The organism is Nonomuraea pusilla, assembly GCF_900109355.1.
Lineage (GTDB): Bacteria > Actinomycetota > Actinomycetes > Streptosporangiales > Streptosporangiaceae > Nonomuraea > Nonomuraea pusilla.
Genome location: NZ_FOBF01000004.1, coordinates 225029 through 239897 on the forward strand (window position 1 = coordinate 225029; position 14869 = coordinate 239897).

General features: G+C 74.8%; 15 protein-coding genes. 12 read left to right on the plus strand and 3 right to left on the minus strand.

Annotated features, from left to right (window positions below):
• Nucleotides 1–86 precede the first annotated feature (86 nt).
• Nucleotides 87–683 (plus strand): molybdopterin-dependent oxidoreductase, encoded by a 597-nt coding sequence (locus BMX74_RS10050; protein ID WP_055504051.1) that lies wholly within the window; start codon nt 87–89, stop codon nt 681–683.
• An 83-nt stretch (nt 684–766) separates the two neighbouring features.
• The gene (locus tag BMX74_RS10055) at nt 767–1507 is read left to right on the plus strand and encodes a LytR/AlgR family response regulator transcription factor (protein WP_055504050.1); all 741 of its coding nucleotides are present in this window, start codon (nt 767–769) and stop codon (nt 1505–1507) included.
• Between the two features lie 735 nt (nt 1508–2242).
• Here BMX74_RS10055 and BMX74_RS10060 read toward each other — a convergent pair.
• Nucleotides 2243–3082: a deoxyribonuclease IV gene (locus BMX74_RS10060; RefSeq protein ID WP_055503171.1), complete on the minus strand. Its 840-nt coding sequence runs from the start codon at nt 3080–3082 to the stop codon at nt 2243–2245.
• 153 nt (nt 3083–3235) lie between these two features.
• Here BMX74_RS10060 and uraD point away from each other — a divergent pair, with 153 nt between their 5' ends.
• From uraD to BMX74_RS10095, 7 genes are all read left to right on the plus strand, one after another.
• Nucleotides 3236–3742: a 2-oxo-4-hydroxy-4-carboxy-5-ureidoimidazoline decarboxylase gene (gene uraD, locus BMX74_RS10065; RefSeq protein ID WP_091099844.1), complete on the plus strand. Its 507-nt coding sequence runs from the start codon at nt 3236–3238 to the stop codon at nt 3740–3742.
• Complete coding sequence (gene uraH, locus BMX74_RS10070) at nt 3739–4038, plus strand: hydroxyisourate hydrolase (protein WP_055503169.1); 300 nt, start codon at nt 3739–3741, stop codon at nt 4036–4038. Before uraD ends, uraH begins: the two co-directional genes overlap by 4 nt.
• On the plus strand, nt 4039–4911 hold the full coding sequence (gene pucL / locus BMX74_RS10075) for a factor-independent urate hydroxylase (protein ID WP_091099846.1): 873 nt from the start codon (nt 4039–4041) through the stop codon (nt 4909–4911). It begins immediately after the preceding gene.
• 3 nt (nt 4912–4914) lie between these two features.
• The gene (locus BMX74_RS10080; RefSeq protein ID WP_091099848.1) at nt 4915–5775 is read left to right on the plus strand and encodes an FAD binding domain-containing protein; all 861 of its coding nucleotides are present in this window, start codon (nt 4915–4917) and stop codon (nt 5773–5775) included.
• The gene (locus tag BMX74_RS10085) at nt 5775–6257 is read left to right on the plus strand and encodes a (2Fe-2S)-binding protein (RefSeq protein WP_055503166.1); all 483 of its coding nucleotides are present in this window, start codon (nt 5775–5777) and stop codon (nt 6255–6257) included. Before BMX74_RS10080 ends, BMX74_RS10085 begins: the two co-directional genes overlap by 1 nt.
• Nucleotides 6254–7621, plus strand: coding sequence for an 8-oxoguanine deaminase (locus BMX74_RS10090; RefSeq protein WP_055503165.1), 1368 nt, complete (start codon nt 6254–6256; stop codon nt 7619–7621). The genes BMX74_RS10085 and BMX74_RS10090 overlap by 4 nt, the downstream gene beginning before the upstream one ends.
• A 96-nt stretch (nt 7622–7717) precedes the next feature.
• Nucleotides 7718–7930, plus strand: a complete 213-nt coding sequence (locus BMX74_RS10095; protein ID WP_055503164.1) for an EF-hand domain-containing protein — start codon at nt 7718–7720, stop codon at nt 7928–7930.
• A gap of 65 nt (nt 7931–7995) precedes the next feature.
• Here BMX74_RS10095 and BMX74_RS10100 read toward each other — a convergent pair whose 3' ends face one another.
• Nucleotides 7996–9153, minus strand: a complete 1158-nt coding sequence (locus BMX74_RS10100; protein ID WP_091099850.1) for a winged helix DNA-binding domain-containing protein — start codon at nt 9151–9153, stop codon at nt 7996–7998.
• A 193-nt stretch (nt 9154–9346) separates the two neighbouring features.
• On the opposite strand from BMX74_RS10100, the gene BMX74_RS10105 reads away from it, so the two are divergent.
• Genes BMX74_RS10105 through alc form a run of 3 tightly spaced genes read left to right on the plus strand, consistent with a single transcriptional unit; the run spans nt 9347 to nt 12786 of the window.
• Complete coding sequence (locus BMX74_RS10105; RefSeq protein ID WP_091100148.1) at nt 9347–10519, plus strand: glycerate kinase; 1173 nt, start codon at nt 9347–9349, stop codon at nt 10517–10519.
• Nucleotides 10516–11826: an allantoinase AllB gene (gene allB, locus BMX74_RS10110; RefSeq protein WP_055503162.1), complete on the plus strand. Its 1311-nt coding sequence runs from the start codon at nt 10516–10518 to the stop codon at nt 11824–11826. The genes BMX74_RS10105 and allB overlap by 4 nt, the downstream gene beginning before the upstream one ends.
• On the plus strand, nt 11827–12786 hold the full coding sequence (alc, locus tag BMX74_RS10115) for an allantoicase (protein ID WP_091099853.1): 960 nt from the start codon (nt 11827–11829) through the stop codon (nt 12784–12786).
• 31 nt (nt 12787–12817) lie between these two features.
• On the opposite strand, the gene pknB is transcribed toward alc, so the two are convergent.
• The gene (gene pknB / locus BMX74_RS10120) at nt 12818–14791 is read right to left on the minus strand and encodes a Stk1 family PASTA domain-containing Ser/Thr kinase (protein WP_055503160.1); all 1974 of its coding nucleotides are present in this window, start codon (nt 14789–14791) and stop codon (nt 12818–12820) included.
• Nucleotides 14792–14869: the final 78 nt, after the last annotated feature.

The following is a 14869-nucleotide window of genomic DNA, read 5'->3' on the forward strand; positions in this document are numbered from 1 at the left end:
TGCTAGCGCACCGCACCCGCGCGCGAACCACGGGCGGGCCGATGGCAGGATGGCCCAAGACCGCGAGACCGTCGAGGGGAGTGATCGTGGAGGAGTCGCGCCTGCCTCCAGGCCAGTACGTGCCGCGCGGCCGACCCGTGATCCACTACGGCAGGGTCCCGGCGTTCAGGCCCGACAGCTGGGACTTCCGCGTCTTCGGCGCCACCGCCTCCGGCGAGGTGCACCGTCTCACCTGGCCCGAGTTCGAGCGGCTCCCGCGCCTGACGGTCATGGCCGACTTCCACTGCGTCACCAAGTTCTCGCTCATGGCCAACGAGTGGAGCGGCGTCGCCCCGTCCACGATCATGGAGTTCGCGCCGCCCGCGCCCGAGGTGCGCCACGTCATGATCTGGGCCGAGTACGGCTACAGCGCGAACGTCAGGATGTCCGACTTCGTCGCCCCCGACACCCTGTTCGCCCTGGAACTCGATGAGAAGCCCCTCACGCCGGAGCGCGGCTTCCCCCTGCGGGCCGTCGTCCCCCACCTGTACGCGTGGAAGAGCGTCAAGTGGGTGCGCGGCATCGAGTACCTCCTGGAGGACCGCAGGGGCTTCTGGGAGGAGCGCGGCTACCACAACCTGGCCGACCCGTGGCAGGAGCAGCGCTACTCCTACCAGGAGGAGCCGGGTGACGGCCCGCCCTGACCGGTGGCGTTGCGTGACCGTGCGGTGACGCAAAGTTGGAATCTCGGTTGTGACCTTTGCCTTCATGCGGCAGCGTGGTGGTCATGCTACGAGTGCTGGCCGTCGACGACGAGGCGCCCGCCCTTGAGGAGCTCGCCTACCTGCTGCGCCAGGACGCCCGGATCGAGCACGTCACCACCGCGCCCGACGGCGTCACCGCGCTGCAGGACATGGTCCAGATGATCGGCGGGGGAGAGCGGCTCGACGGCGTGTTCCTCGACGTCCGCATGCCCGGCCTCGACGGCCTCGACCTCGCCCGGCTCGTCGGCGGCTTCCCCAGCCCGCCCAAGCTCGTCTTCGTCACCGCGTACGACGAGTGGGCGGTGCAGGCGTTCGACCTCGAAGCCGTCGACTACCTGCTCAAGCCGGTCAGGGCCGAGCGGCTGGCCGAGGCGGTGCGGCGCCTGGAGGCCGCGGCCTCGCCCCCGCCGGAGCCGGGGCGCGACGACGTCATCCCGGTGGAGCTGGGCGGCCGCACCCGGTTCGTGCCCCAGGTGGCCGTCTGGTTCGCCGAGGCCAAGGGCGACTACGTGCGCCTGCACACCGGCGACGGCAGCTACCTCGTCCGCATGTCGCTGGCCGCGCTGGAGCGCCGCTGGTCCGAGGCCGGCTTCATCCGCATCCACCGCAGCACCCTCGTCTCGGCCCGGCATGTCACGGAGCTCAGGTTCGAGGGCGGGCGCGTCAGCCTGACGGTCGGCACGGAGACCCTTCAGGTCAGCCGCCGCCACACCCGCCAGGTCCGCGAGCAGCTCATCCGCGGGCCCAGGACGACCTTCTCCTGACCGCCGGGGTGCTCGCGCCTTTCCGGCTTGACGGGGGGCGCGATCCGGATGCCCCCAACCCTCGCGGCTCCGGGCTCGACCGGCCGCGGCGCGCGGCCGGGGCGTCCATGAAGCAGCCGTGGCGACCCGGACGGGGCCAGGGCTCCTCCTAAGGGGTGAGCGTGAAACGGGGCGGAGCGTCGGGGCGCCGTCCGCGCGCTCCGGCGGTGCGGCGTCGGGGCGGCTGTGCGGCGATGTCGCTGGTCACGCGGGTTCGAGGGCGGCGCCGCCGGGGACGGGCGCGCCGCCGCGAGGACGGGGCAGTGCTGCGCGGGCCCCCATGGATACCGTTCGTCGCGCCGCAGCGCCCGCTCGCCGGACGGACGCGCTCCGTACATCGATGGTTACTGACCGTTCGACGAGCTGTCCGTAAACCGGGTTTCACCTACAAGATCGCAACCGTAGTGTTTCGGCATCAGAAAGCCGCCCGGCGCATCGGGGGGGACGGGCCGCCCGGCCCACCGCAGGTCTGATGCGCCGGCTTCACTGGTGACCGCCCAGGTCACCGCGGCCGCCGGGCCCTTTACCGGGGGGGTAGGGCCCGCCTGCCGTCCACGTGAGGGGGCGCCTGCACCGGCCGGCACCGGCCGCGACCCGGCCCCGCGATCCGGCCTTCGGGGGCGGCCGGATCGCGTGAGCAGGCGCCCCTGTCACGTGAACGCCTTGCCTCACGTGACAGGCGGCCCGCCCCGCGCGTCAGCCGTCGCGCAGCTTCTTCAGCAGGGCGACGTCCTCGCGGTGCTTGTCGGCCTTGCCCGGCGTCTCGATGCAGAACGGCACCCCGGCCGCCGCCCGGTGGTGCAGGAGCTCGGCGAACGCCTGCGCGCCGATGTGGCCGGCGCCGATGTTCTCGTGGCGGTCCTTTTTCGACCCGCACAGGTCCTTGGAGTCGTTGGCGTGGACGAGCTTGAGTCGTCCTGGCGCGATCCGGTGCAGCGTGTCGAGCGTCCGAGCGGCCCCGCCCGCGGCCGCCAGGTCGTGCCCGGCGGCGAAGGCGTGGCAGGTGTCGAGGCAGACGCCCGCCCTCGGGTGCCAGTCGAGGCTCGCCAGGTACGGCTCCAGGTCCTCGACCGTCGCGCACAGCATCGCCCCCTGGCCCGCCATGGGTTCGAGCAGCAGGTCGGGGCCGTCGTCGGGGATCTCGTCGAGCAGCGGGAGCAGGTGCTCGCGCACCTGGCGCAGCGCGTCGTCATGCGACTGCGTCACCGCCGACCCGGTGTGCACCACCACCCCCTTGGCGCGCAACGTCGCGGCGCGGCGCAGCGTGTGCCGGATGACCGCCACCGAGTGCGCGAGCGTCTCCTCGTTCGGCGAGCCGAAGTTGACCAGGTACGACGCGTGGACGAACGTCGGCACGCCCGACTCGGCGAGCTTCGCGTCCTGGTCGGGCTTCCCCTCGGGGAGCGCCCAGCCGCGCGGGTTGGTGACGAACACCTGGATCATCTCGGCGCCGATGTCGGCCATGTACTTGAGGCCGCCCGTCGCCAGGCCGCCGGCGACGAACACGTGTCCGCCGATCAGGGATGTCGCGCTCATGATGGCACTCAGTGTAGGCGGGCGCCGTCCAGGGAACGCCCACGTGAGCCCCCCGGCCTTGGAGCATGACACGAAAAGACGGGGCCCGCGGGCCCGGTGGTTGGGAGCTTGTGCGGATGGACCGGACGCGCACCGGCTGGGTGTACTGCTGACATGTCGGAAGGCAAGGCGCTCGCGGGATTCAACGGCGCGTCCCGCGCCGAGGCGGAGGAGGCGCTGCTCGCCTGCTGCGCCTCCCGCGCGTTCGCGGCGGCCGTGGCGGACGGGCGGCCGTACCGGGACCTGGCGGAGCTGACGGACGCCGCGGAGGCGGCGGTGCGCGCGCTGGCCTGGCCGGACGTCCTGGAGGCGCTGGCCGCGCACCCCAGGATCGGCGAGCCGCCCGCCGGCGACGGCAGGGAGGCGTCCTGGTCGCGGCAGGAGCAGGCGGGCGTGCCCGACCGGCTGCGCGCCGCCCTCGCCGAGGCGAACCGCGCCTACGAGGAGCGCTTCGGCCACGTCTGCCTCGTCCGCGCCTCCGGCTCGGACGGCGACGAGCTGCTGGCCCGCATGCGCGAGCGGCTCGGCCACGACGAGGAGACCGAGCGCGCCACCGTACGCCGGGAGCTCGCCGGCATCGCCACGCTGCGGCTGGCGAGGACCATGGGGGAGGCCCGATGAGCTTCTCGACGCACGTCCTCGACGCCGTCACCGGACGGCCCGCCGCCGGCCTGTCCGTGCGCCTGGAGCACGAAGGCAGGGTGGTGGCCGAGGGCCGCACCGACGCCGACGGGCGCATCAGCGGCTGGAACCCGGGCGCCGGGGTGCACCGCGCCGTCTTCGACACGGGCGCCTACCTGCCGGACACGTTCTACCCGGAGGTCGTCATCACGTTCACGGTCGCCGACCCGGACGCGCACCACCACGTGCCGCTGCTGCTCAGCCCGTACGCGTACTCCACCTACCGAGGGAGCTAGATGTCGTCGATCGTGCTCGGCCCCAACCGTTACGGCAAGGCGGAGACCAGGCTGGTCAGGGTGGCCAGGGAGGGCCCCGTCCACCACCTGAAGGACCTCAGCGTCAGCACCTCGCTCTCCGGCGACATGGACGCCGCCCACCTGACCGGCGACAACGCCGCCGTCCTGCCGACCGACTCGCAGAAGAACACCGTCTACGCGTTCGCGGCACGGCACGGCGTCGGCGAGATCGAGGAGTTCGCGGCGCTGCTGGCCCGGCACTTCGTCGCCACCAGGCCCCCGGTGCGCCACGCCAGGGTGGAGATCGAGGAGTACGCGTGGAACCGGGTGCCGGGCGGCCCCCCGCACGCGTTCGTCAGGGACGGCGGCGCGGTGCGCACCTGCGTCGTCCACCACGACGACGACGGGTCCACGACGGTGGTGTCGGGGCTGAAGGACCTCGTGGTGCTCAACACGACGGCCTCCGAGTTCCACGGCTTCGCGGTGGACGCGTACACGACGCTCCAGCCGGCCACCGACCGGGTGCTGGCCACCGCCGTCACGGCCCGCTGGCGGCACGCGGGGGAGACGGCCTCCTACGGCGAGTCGTACGCCCGGGCGCGGCGCGGCCTGCTGGACGCCTTCGCGGGAACGCGCAGCCTGTCGCTCCAGCAGACCCTGTACGCGATGGGCGAGCGCGTCCTCGCGGGCGGCCCCGAGCTCTGCGAGGTCAGGCTGTCGCTGCCGAACCGGCACCACCTGCCCGTGGACCTGTCGCCGTTCGGGCTGCCCAACGACAACGAGGTGTTCCACGCGGCCGACCGCCCGTACGGGCTGATCGAGGGCACGGTGCTGCGCGAGGACGCCCCCGACGCCGGATTCGCCTGGGAGTAGCGCATGGACTTCTTGCGGCCTGCCACCTGGCAGGAGGCGCTGTCCGCCAGGGCGGACCGGCCCGGGGCGGCGCCCGTCCAGGGCGGCACCGACGTCATGGTGGAGATCAACTTCGACGTGCGCAGGCCGGAGGCGCTGCTCGACCTCACCCGGGTGCCCGAGCTGGGCCGGTGGGAGATCGTGGACGGCGTGTACCGGATCGGTGCGAACGTGACGTACGCCCGGGTGATCACCGAGCTGGGCGGCGCGCTGCCGGGCCTGGCGCAGGCGGCGCGGACGGTGGGCTCGCCGCAGATCCGCAACCGCGGGACCGTCGGCGGGAACCTGGGCGCGGCCTCCCCGGCGGGCGACAGCCACCCGCCGCTGCTGGCGGCGGGCGCCGTGGTCGAGGCCGAGTCGCGCGACGGCGGCGTCAGGCTCATCCCGGCCGAGGAGTTCTACCTGGGCGTCAAGCGCAGCGCGCTGCGCCCCGACGAGCTGATCAGGGCGATCAGGGTCAGGCCCGCGCCGGGACCGCAGTACTTCTCCAAGGTCGGCACGAGGAACGCCATGGTGATCGCGGTCTGCTCGTTCGCGATCGCCCTGGACCCCGCCGCGCGGCGCGCCGGCACGGGCATCGGCTCGGCCGCGCCCACGCCGCGCCGCGCCCTGGAGGCGGAGGAGTTCCTGGCGGCCGAGCTCGACTGGGACGCGCCCCTGCCGCCCGCGCTGGCCCGCCGCTTCGGCGAGCTGTGCGCGCGGGCCGCCGACCCCATCGACGACGTGCGCGGCACCGCCGCCTACCGCAGGCACGCCGTCGCGGTGCTGGCCCGCCGCACCCTCGGCTGGGCCTGGGACGACCACCTGGGAAGGAGGGCCGCCTGATGCGCGTCACCTTCACGGTCAACGGCCGCGAGGAGGTCGTGGACGGCGTGTGGGAGGGCGAGAGCCTGCTGTACGTGCTGCGCGAGCGGGTCGGGCTGCCCGGCTCGAAGAACGCCTGCGAGCAGGGCGAGTGCGGCTCGTGCACGGTCTACCTCGACGGTTCGCCGGTGTGCGCGTGCCTGGTGGCCGCGGGGCAGGCGGAGGGCCGCCGCGTACGCACCATCGAAGGTCTGGCGGCCGGCGACCGGCTCGACCCGGTGCAGGAGGCCTTCGCCGCGTGCGGGGCGGTGCAGTGCGGTTTCTGCACGCCCGGCCTGATCGTCCAGGCGCACGACCTGCTGGAGCGCGTGCCCGAGCCGTCCGACGCGGAGATCCGCGAGGCGCTGGCCGGCAACCTGTGCCGCTGCACCGGCTACGAGAAGATCCTCGACGCGGTCCGGCTGGCCGCGGCCAGGAAGGCGGAGGAGAGGAGGTCAGGGTGAGGACCCTCGTCATCGAGAACGCCCACGTCGCCCCCGTGGCGGGCCCCGAGATCCCGCGCGGCCGCCTCCGCATCGACGGCGACACGATCACCGCCGTCGGCCCCATGGCGGGGGCCCCGGCGCCGCCGCCCGGCGCGGAACGGATCGACGCCTCCGGCTGCCTGGCCACGCCCGGCCTGGTCAACACCCACCACCACCTCTACCAGTGGGCCACGCAGGGGCTGGCGCAGGAGGCCACGCTGTTCGAGTGGCTGGTCGCGCTCTACCCCGTCTGGGCCGCCATGGACGCCGAGGTCGTCGGCGGCGCCGCCGGGGCCGCGCTGGGCTGGCTCGCGCTGTCCGGCTGCACCACCACCAGCGACCACCACTACGTCTTCCCCAAGGGGCGCGGCGACCTGCTCGCCGCCACCATCGACGCGGCGCGGCGCGTCGGCCTGCGCTTCCACCCGGCGCGCGGCTCCATGGACAGGGGCCGGTCACGCGGCGGCCTGCCGCCCGACGCCGTCGTCGAGGACCTCGACGAGATCCTCACCGCCACCGCCGCCGCCGTGGACCAGCACCACGACCCGTCGCCCTCCTCCAGGCTGCGCGTGGCGGTCGCGCCGTGCTCGCCGTTCTCGGCCAGCGCCGAACTGATGACCGAGGCCGCCGCGCTCGCCAGGGACAAGGGGGTGCGCCTGCACACCCACCTGGCCGAGACCCTCGACGAGGACGAGCACTGCGTGGCCCGGTTCGGCCTGCGGCCCGTGGACTACCTGGACAAGCTCGGCTGGCTCGGCCCCGACGTGTGGCTGGCCCACGCCGTGCACCTCACCGACGCCGACATCGGCAGGCTCGCCGCGACCGGCACCGGGTCGGCCCACTGCCCGTCGTCCAACGGCAGGCTCGGCGCCGGCATCGCCAGGGTCTCGGAGCTGCTGCGGCGCGGCGCGAACGTCGGGCTCGGCGTGGACGGCAGCGCCTCGTCCGAGCTGACGCCGCTCGCCGGGGAGATGCGGCAGGCGCTGCTGCTCCAGCGGGCCAGGTACGGCCCGCGGGCGCTGACCGCCCGGCAGGCGCTGGAGCTGGCCACCCTCGGAGGGGCCCGCAACCTCGGCCGGGCGGCCGAGCTGGGCACGCTCGAACCCGGCAAGCTCGCCGACGTCGCCCTGTGGCGGGTGGACGGCCCGTTCGCCGCGGCCGTGGCCGACCCGGTCTGCGCGCTCGTCCTCGGGCCGCAGCCGCCGCTGGCCCGCCTGCTCGTGGGCGGCGAGACGGTCGTCGAGGACGGCGAGCTGCGTACCGCGGCGCAGGACGACCTCGGCCGCGCGGGCGCCGCCGCCCACCGCCGCCTCATGCGGCTGGCACGGTCACACCTCCCGTGACGGCCCGCTCAGAGGCGGCCGGGCGGGCGGCCGCCGGTAGGGTGACAGGTGACGCGCCCGCCGGCCGGCGGGGCGGTGCGAGGGGAGGGCGGACCCGTGACCTCGGAACTCCCGGAAGAGCGGCTGGCGGAGCTGAAGAGCGCGTTCGCCGCGATCGACGCCGACGGCGACGGCTACGTCACCGAGGCCGAGCTGCGGCGGCACTTCCCCGACCTGCCGCCGGAGGCGCTCGCGGAGCTGAGCCTGGCCGCCGACACCGACCAGGACGGCCGCTACTCCCTCGAGGAGTTCATCCGCGCGATGGCCTGACCCCCGCCCGGCGACGCCGCGCCGACTCGGAACGCCTCCCGCCGACCGGGGAGTCGTCGCGGCGGTCAGGCGGACAGCTCGCGTTCCAGCGGCGTGCGGAAGCGGGGAGTCACGCGGACGTCGCCCAGCCAGGCGGCCAGCCCGGCCGCCCGTGCCTCGACCGCGGCCGCCGCGTCGGCGCCGACGTCCTCCAGCAGCCGCCAGACGATCTCGCCGTCCGCGCGCTGCGCCCAGCCGCCCACCACCCGGCCGTCCCACCACACCGTCGGCCCTACGTTGCCGCTGCGGTCGAACAGCTCGGCCCGGTGCCCGGCGGGCAGGTACCAATCGCGTGCCTGCCAGCCCATCGGGGTGGGGTCGAGCGCCGGCAGCAACGCCGCCCCTTCGGGAACGTGCCCGGGTTCGACGGGGTCCAGGTCGTCGGGGAGCAGGTAACCGGCGCCCTCGTCCAGCTCCACCTGCACGGCGCCCACGGCCGCGAGCGCGCGGCGCACCTCGGTGACGGTCCAGCCCGTCCACCACTTCAGGTCCGCCTCCGTGCCGGGGCCGAACGCCGCCAGCCATCGGCGTACCAGCTCGGCCTGGGCCTGCGCGGCGGGCAGCTCCTCCATCTCCGGCGCGAGGCCCCACAGGTGCCGGCCGTCCACCCAGGAGCCGGACGGGCGGCCACGCCGCACCAGCAGGCCCTCCATCGCCATGAGCGGCAGCAGGCGGCTGCCGACGCTGTGCGTCGCCTCGTACGGCTTGCCCACCGCCACCCTGAACCGCTCGCGCAGCCGCGGCTCCAGCACGCCCAGCTCCGACGCGGACGCCTCGCCCGCCTCGGCCAGGACCCGCAGCACCGACGCCTCGACGTCCTTGAGCCACGCCTCGTCCCAGCCGCCGCCCTCGGCGAGCGCCTTCAGCACCGACCTGCGCTCCCTCGCGGCGATCGGCGGCATGGACGAATGGTGCACCACAGGCACCAGCTCCGACGGCACGACGAACACCGTGCGCCGCATGCCGGTCATCCTGACCAGGGTGCGCTCGGCGTACAGGGCGCGCTCGACCGGCTCGGGGCCGGGCGCCGCCAGGCGGGCGCCCGCCGCGAGGAACACGGTCGCCGGGTCGGTGCCGTGCAGCGCCACCACCGCGGCCGCCGCCTGCTCCGCGGTCTGCGCCCCGCCGGACAGCAGGTGCCGCGCGACCAGCCTCTCCCGCCTCTGCCGCACAGTGACCCGCACGCCGTCCCCCTTCTCGCCGGCCGTCCCGCCGCGCTCTCGCCGGTCCGTACGTCCCGCCGGGAGCCTAGCCCGGCTCGCGCCCGCCTCGTGCCCGTGCCCCTGAGCGACGCGGTGACGGTCGCCGGGGCGGGAGGTGTGATGATGAAGGACGCTCAATGTCCCGACCGTGTGGGAGTTCGCAGTGGTTCAGCAGGTGCTTGTCGCGCCGGACAAGTTCAAGGGGTCGCTGACGGCGGCCGAGGTGGCGGCCAGGGTGGCGGCGGGGCTCGGCGTCCCCGCGGTCGAGCTGCCCGTCGCCGACGGCGGTGACGGCACCGTGGACGCCGCCGTGGCCTGCGGTTTCACCCGGGTCACCGTCGAGGTGACGGGCCCGACCGGGCAGCCGGTGACCGCCTCGTACGCCTGGCGCCCCGCCGGCGCGCCGTCGGCGGAGGGCGGCGGCGTCCCCACGGCCGTGATCGAGGTGGCCGAGTCGTCGGGGCTGCGCAGGCTGCCCGGCGCCCCTGAGCCGCTGACCGCCACCAGCCACGGCGCGGGCGAACTGATCGCCGACGCGGTGCGGCGGGGCGCCCGCCGCGTGGTGCTCGGGCTGGGCGGCAGCGCCACCACCGACGGCGGCGCGGGCATGGTGCAGGCGCTCGGCGCGCGCCTGCTCGACGCCGAAGGGCACGACCTGCCGCCCGGCGGCGCCGCCCTGAAGGCGCTCGACCGGATCGACGTCACCGGCTTCCTGGACGTCTCCGGCGTGGAGTTCGTGGTGGCGAGCGACGTGGACAACCCGCTGCTCGGCCCGTTCGGCGCCGCCGCCGTGTACGGCCCCCAGAAGGGCGCCACCCCCGACGACGTCAAGGTCCTGGAGTCGGCGCTGTCCCGCTTCGCCGCCGTCGCCACCCGTACGCACGGGCTGGTGGGCGCGGTCGAGCACGACGACATCCCCCGGCCGATGGGCGTGGCGGGCGCGCCGGGCGCGGGCGCGGCGGGCGGCATCGGCTTCGCCGCGCTGGCCTTCCTGCGCGCCGACCTCCGTCCTGGCATCGCCTACCTCCTCGACCTGCTCGGCTTCGGCGAGCTGGTCCGCGACGCCCGCCTGGTCGTCACCGGCGAGGGCTCGCTCGACGAGCAGTCGCTGCGCGGCAAGGCCCCGGTCGGCATCGCCCAGGCCGCCGCGAAGGCGGGGGTGCCCGTGGTCGCGGTCTGCGGGCGGCGCACGCTCACCGACGAGGAGCTGAAGGCGGTCGGCATCGAGGCCGCCTACGCCCTCACCGACCTGGAGCCCGACCCGGCCCGCTGCATGGCAGAGGCGGGGGAGCTGCTCGAACGCCTCGCGGCGCGCGTCGCCGCCGAACACCTGGGGGCGGTGCGGTGACCGCGTACGAGCTCGTGGTCCGCTCCCGCCGGGTGGTCACGCCCGAGGGGGAGCGGGCCGCGGCCGTCGCCGTCCGGGGCGGGCGCGTGGCCGCGGTCGAGCCGTACGGCGCGCCGCTCGCCGCCCCCGAGGACGTCGATCTGCGCGATCTGGCGCTCCTGCCCGGCCTGGTCGACACGCACGTCCACGTCAACGACCCGGGCCGCGCCCACTGGGAGGGCTTCGAGACGGCCACCAGGGCCGCCGCGGCGGGCGGCGTCACCACGATCGTGGACATGCCGCTCAACGCGCTGCCGCCCACGGTCTCGCCCGACGCCCTGGACGCGAAGCTGCGGGCCGCCGAGGGCCGCTGCCACGTTGACGTCGCGTTCTGGGGCGGCGCCGTGCCGGGCAACGTCGAGGAGCTGAGGCCGCTGCACGACAGGGGCGTGCGCGGCTTCAAGTGCTTCATGTCGCCGTCGGGCGTGGACGAGTTCCCGCCGCTGAGCCCGGCGGAGCTGCGCGCGACGCTGACGGAGGCGGCCGGGTTCGGCGGGCTGGTCGTGGTGCACGCCGAGGACCCGGCGCTGCTGCGCGAGCCGGGCGGCCCCTCCTACCGCCAGTTCCTGGAGTCGCGGCCGGACGCGGCCGAGCGCGGCGCGGTCGAGTCGCTGGCCGAGGAGGCGGCGCGGACCGGGGCGCGGGTGCACGTCCTGCACGTCTCCAGCGCCGCGTGCCTGGACGTCCTGGAGGCGGCCAGGGCGCGCGGCGTGCGCATCACCGCCGAGACCTGCCCCCACTACCTGACCCTCGACGCCGAGCAGGTGCCCGAGGGGGAGACCGCGTACAAGTGCTGCCCGCCGATCCGCTCGCGGGCCAACCGGGACCTGCTCTGGGACGGCCTGGCGAGGGGCGTGCTCGACTGCGTCGTCTCCGACCACTCGCCCTCGACGCCCGACCTCAAGGTGCCCGACTTCGCCGCCGCCTGGGGCGGCGTCTCCTCGCTGCAGCTCGGCCTGCCCGCCGTCTGGACGGAGGCGTCGCGCCGCGGCTTCGGGCTGCCGGACGTCGTCCGCTGGATGGCGGAGCGGCCTGCGGAGCTCGCCGGGCTGCCGGGGAAGGGTGCGATCGCGCCGGGCCGCGACGCCGACCTCGTGGCCTTCGACCCGGACGCGGCCGTCCGGGTCGACGCCGCCCGCCTGCACCACAGGAACCCCGTCACCCCGTACCACGGCCGGACCCTGCGGGGCGCCGTCCTGACCACCTGGCTGCGCGGCAGGCCGGTGGACGGCCTACCACACGGGCGATTCCTCCTGGGAGCAGAGTAGATGCCGGACTTCACCAGCCTGCCGGACCTGGCCCTGCGGACGTTCGGGGGCGCGGTCGTCGCCGCGAGCGACGAGTCGTTCGCCGAGAAGGAGAACCTCATCAGGCCGGGCCGCCCCGGCTTCACCCCGGAGACGTTCGGCGGCAAGGGGCAGGTCTACGACGGCTGGGAGACGCGCCGCCGCCGCTCACCCGGCCACGACTGGGCGCTCGTACGGCTCGGCCTGCCCGGCGTCGTCCGCGGCGTCGTCATCGACACCGCCTGGTTCACGGGCAACCACCCGCCCCACGCCTGGGTCGAGGCCACCGAGGCGGACGGCCACCCGTCGCCGTCCGAGCTGGCCGCCGCCCGCTGGACGACCCTCGTGCCGAGGAGCCCGCTCACCGGCGACGCCGAGCACCTCTTCCCCGTCGCCGACGAGGCCAGGTACACCCACGTACGGCTCGCGATCGACCCCGACGGCGGCGTGGCCAGGCTGCGCGTGCACGGCGAGCCCCGCGCCGACCTGTCCGTCTACGACGGGCTCGGCCTCGACCTGGCGGCGCTGGCCAACGGCGGGCTCGTCACCGCCTGCTCCGACGCCTTCTACTCGGCGCCGCACAACGTCATCGCCCCTGGCCTGGCCCGCCACCAGGCGGAGGGCTGGGAGACCGCGCGCCGCCGCGAGCCGGGCAACGAGTGGCTGGTCATCCGGCTGGCCGCGCCCGGCCGCGTCAGGCTCGCCGAGATCGACACCGCCAACCTCGTGCACAACGCCCCCGCCGAGGTGGCGCTGACCGGCCTCCCGCCGGGCCCCGGCGGCGACGACCGCGAGATCGAGCTGCTGCCGCGGACCCCGCTGCGGCCCGACACGCTCCACCGTTTCACGCTGCGCCACACCGAGCCCGTGGCGTCGGTGCGCGTGGACATCCACCCCGACGGCGGGCTGGCCAGGGTGCGCCTGTTCGGGCATCCCGCCTGATCCCGCCCGCCGCGCGGGCGGGATCACGGGGTCACTGCCAGAGGTAGACCGTGGTGCCGGGCGGCCGCTCGCTGTTCGGCAGCGGCCGCTGGAACTGCACCACGCCGCCGTTGCTCAGCCGGTTCACCCGTACGTGGAAGCCGAGCGCCTCCAGGTCGGCCTTGGCGTCCTTGACGTTCTTGCCGATCACCGCGGGCACCAGGCGGACGTCCTGGTCGTCGCGGGCCTCGTTGTCGCCGTTGAACCACTGCCAGAAGTCGGTCTGGCAACGGGCCACGGTGACCATCACCACGGCGCCCTTGTCGACCTCGGACCTGGCCTTCGGCGACTGCGCGATGACGGTGCACGGCTCGGCGTCGTCGTCGACCTCGTTGACCTGCACCTGGAAGCCCCGGCCGCCGAGGTAGGCGGCCGCCTCGTCCTTCGGCATGTTGCTCACGTCGGGCATCACCAGGCCCGCGCTGACGTAGATGCCGACCTTCGCGCCTTCCTTGACCTTCTCGCCCACCTGCGGCGAGGTGCGGATCACCTTGTCGCGCTCGACCTGCTCGTCGGGCAGGCGCTTGACCGCGCCCACGGTGAGGCCGGCCGCGGCGATGGCCAGGCGGGCGTCGTTCTGGCTCATGCCGGCCACGTTCGGGACCACGATGCGCTTGGCGCCGAGCGAGGGCACCAGCGTGATCTGGGTGCCCTTCTCCACCTCGGTCTTCGCCACCGGCTCCATGCTCAGCACCAGGCCGGCGGGCACCTTCTCGTCGTAGCGGCCCTCGGCCTTGCGCACCTTGAACCCCAGCCTGGCGGCGCTCTGCTCGGCCAGCGCCATGTCCTTGCCGACCAGGTCGGGGACGATGACGAGGGTGGGGCGAGAGAAGAACCAGGCGGTGACGCCGACCGCCACCGCCATGACGGCGGCCAGCGCCACGAGGAACCAGCTCGGCCGGAAGCCGCGCCGGCGCTCGGGCGCCTCGACACGCGGCTGGATCATGGTGTGGCTCGGCGCCGCCATCGGCGCCGAGGGGGCCGAGTGGGCCGAATGGGCCGCGTGCGGCTGCGAGTGCGCCGCCTGCGGGAGGGCCTGGGTCGGCTGCGGCACGGAGTGCGCGCCGGAGGCCGGCCTCGCGTGCGGCTGCGAGTGGGACGCGGGAGGGGTGGTCAGCCGCGGCAGCGCCCGGTGCGTCTCGACGGCCTCGACCAGCATCGCCGACGCGTCGGCCGGGCGGTCGTGGGGCTCGCGTGCGGTGGCGTGGGCGACCAGGGCGTCGATCGGCGGCGGCACGTCGGGCACGATCGACGACGGGAGCGGCACGGTGTCGTGGACGTGCCGGTAGGCGACCGACATCGGCGTCTCGCCGTCGTACGGCTGCTGGCCGGTGACCAGCTCGAACAGCATGATGCCCGCGGCGTAGACGTCGCTGCGGACGTCGGCGGCGCCCGTCATGACCTGCTCGGGCGCCATGTAGCCGATCGTGCCGATCAGCACGCCCGTACGGGTCTGGTTGGTGGCCTCGATGGCCTTGGCCAGGCCGAAGTCCACGACCTTGACCCGGCCGTCGTCGGTCATCAGGACGTTCTCGGGCTTGACGTCCCTGTGGACCATGCCCGCCGAGTGCGCCGCGCCCAGGGCGGCGAGCACCGGGATCATGATCTCCAGGGCCTCGCGGGCCGGCATGCGGCCGCGCTCGCGCAGGATGTCGCGGAGCGTCCTGCCCGGCACGTACTCCATCGACAGGTAGACGATCTCGCCGTCGGTGCCCTGGTCGAAGACGTGCACGACGTTGGGGTGCGAGAGGCTCGCGACCGACTTGGCCTCGCCGATGAACCTGCGCACGAACGCGGGGTCGTCGGCGAGGGAGCGATGCATGACCTTCAGCGCGACGGTCCGGTCGAGCCGGACGTCGAGCGCCAGGTAGACGGTCGCCATCCCGCCCCGGGCAAGCCGGCTCTCGATGCGGTAGCGCCCATCGAGAAGCCGCCCGACCAGGGGGTCCGCTGTCGTCGTATCCACCCCGCTGAGTTTACGGGCGTTTCGGCACTGGCACCGCCTCGCCACCCGAAACCGATGCCGATACGTGCCCGACGCACA

Coding starts and splice junctions, on each gene's coding strand:
- BMX74_RS10055 (WP_055504050.1), top strand. CDS start 767: ATGCTACGAGTGCTGGCCGTCGACGACGAGGCGCCCGCCCTTGAGGAG.
- BMX74_RS10060 (WP_055503171.1), bottom strand. CDS start 3,082: ATGAGCGCGACATCCCTGATCGGCGGACACGTGTTCGTCGCCGGCGGC.
- uraD (WP_091099844.1), top strand. CDS start 3,236: ATGTCGGAAGGCAAGGCGCTCGCGGGATTCAACGGCGCGTCCCGCGCC.
- uraH (WP_055503169.1), top strand. CDS start 3,739: ATGAGCTTCTCGACGCACGTCCTCGACGCCGTCACCGGACGGCCCGCC.
- pucL (WP_091099846.1), top strand. CDS start 4,039: ATGTCGTCGATCGTGCTCGGCCCCAACCGTTACGGCAAGGCGGAGACC.
- BMX74_RS10080 (WP_091099848.1), top strand. CDS start 4,915: ATGGACTTCTTGCGGCCTGCCACCTGGCAGGAGGCGCTGTCCGCCAGG.
- BMX74_RS10085 (WP_055503166.1), top strand. CDS start 5,775: ATGCGCGTCACCTTCACGGTCAACGGCCGCGAGGAGGTCGTGGACGGC.
- alc (WP_091099853.1), top strand. CDS start 11,827: ATGCCGGACTTCACCAGCCTGCCGGACCTGGCCCTGCGGACGTTCGGG.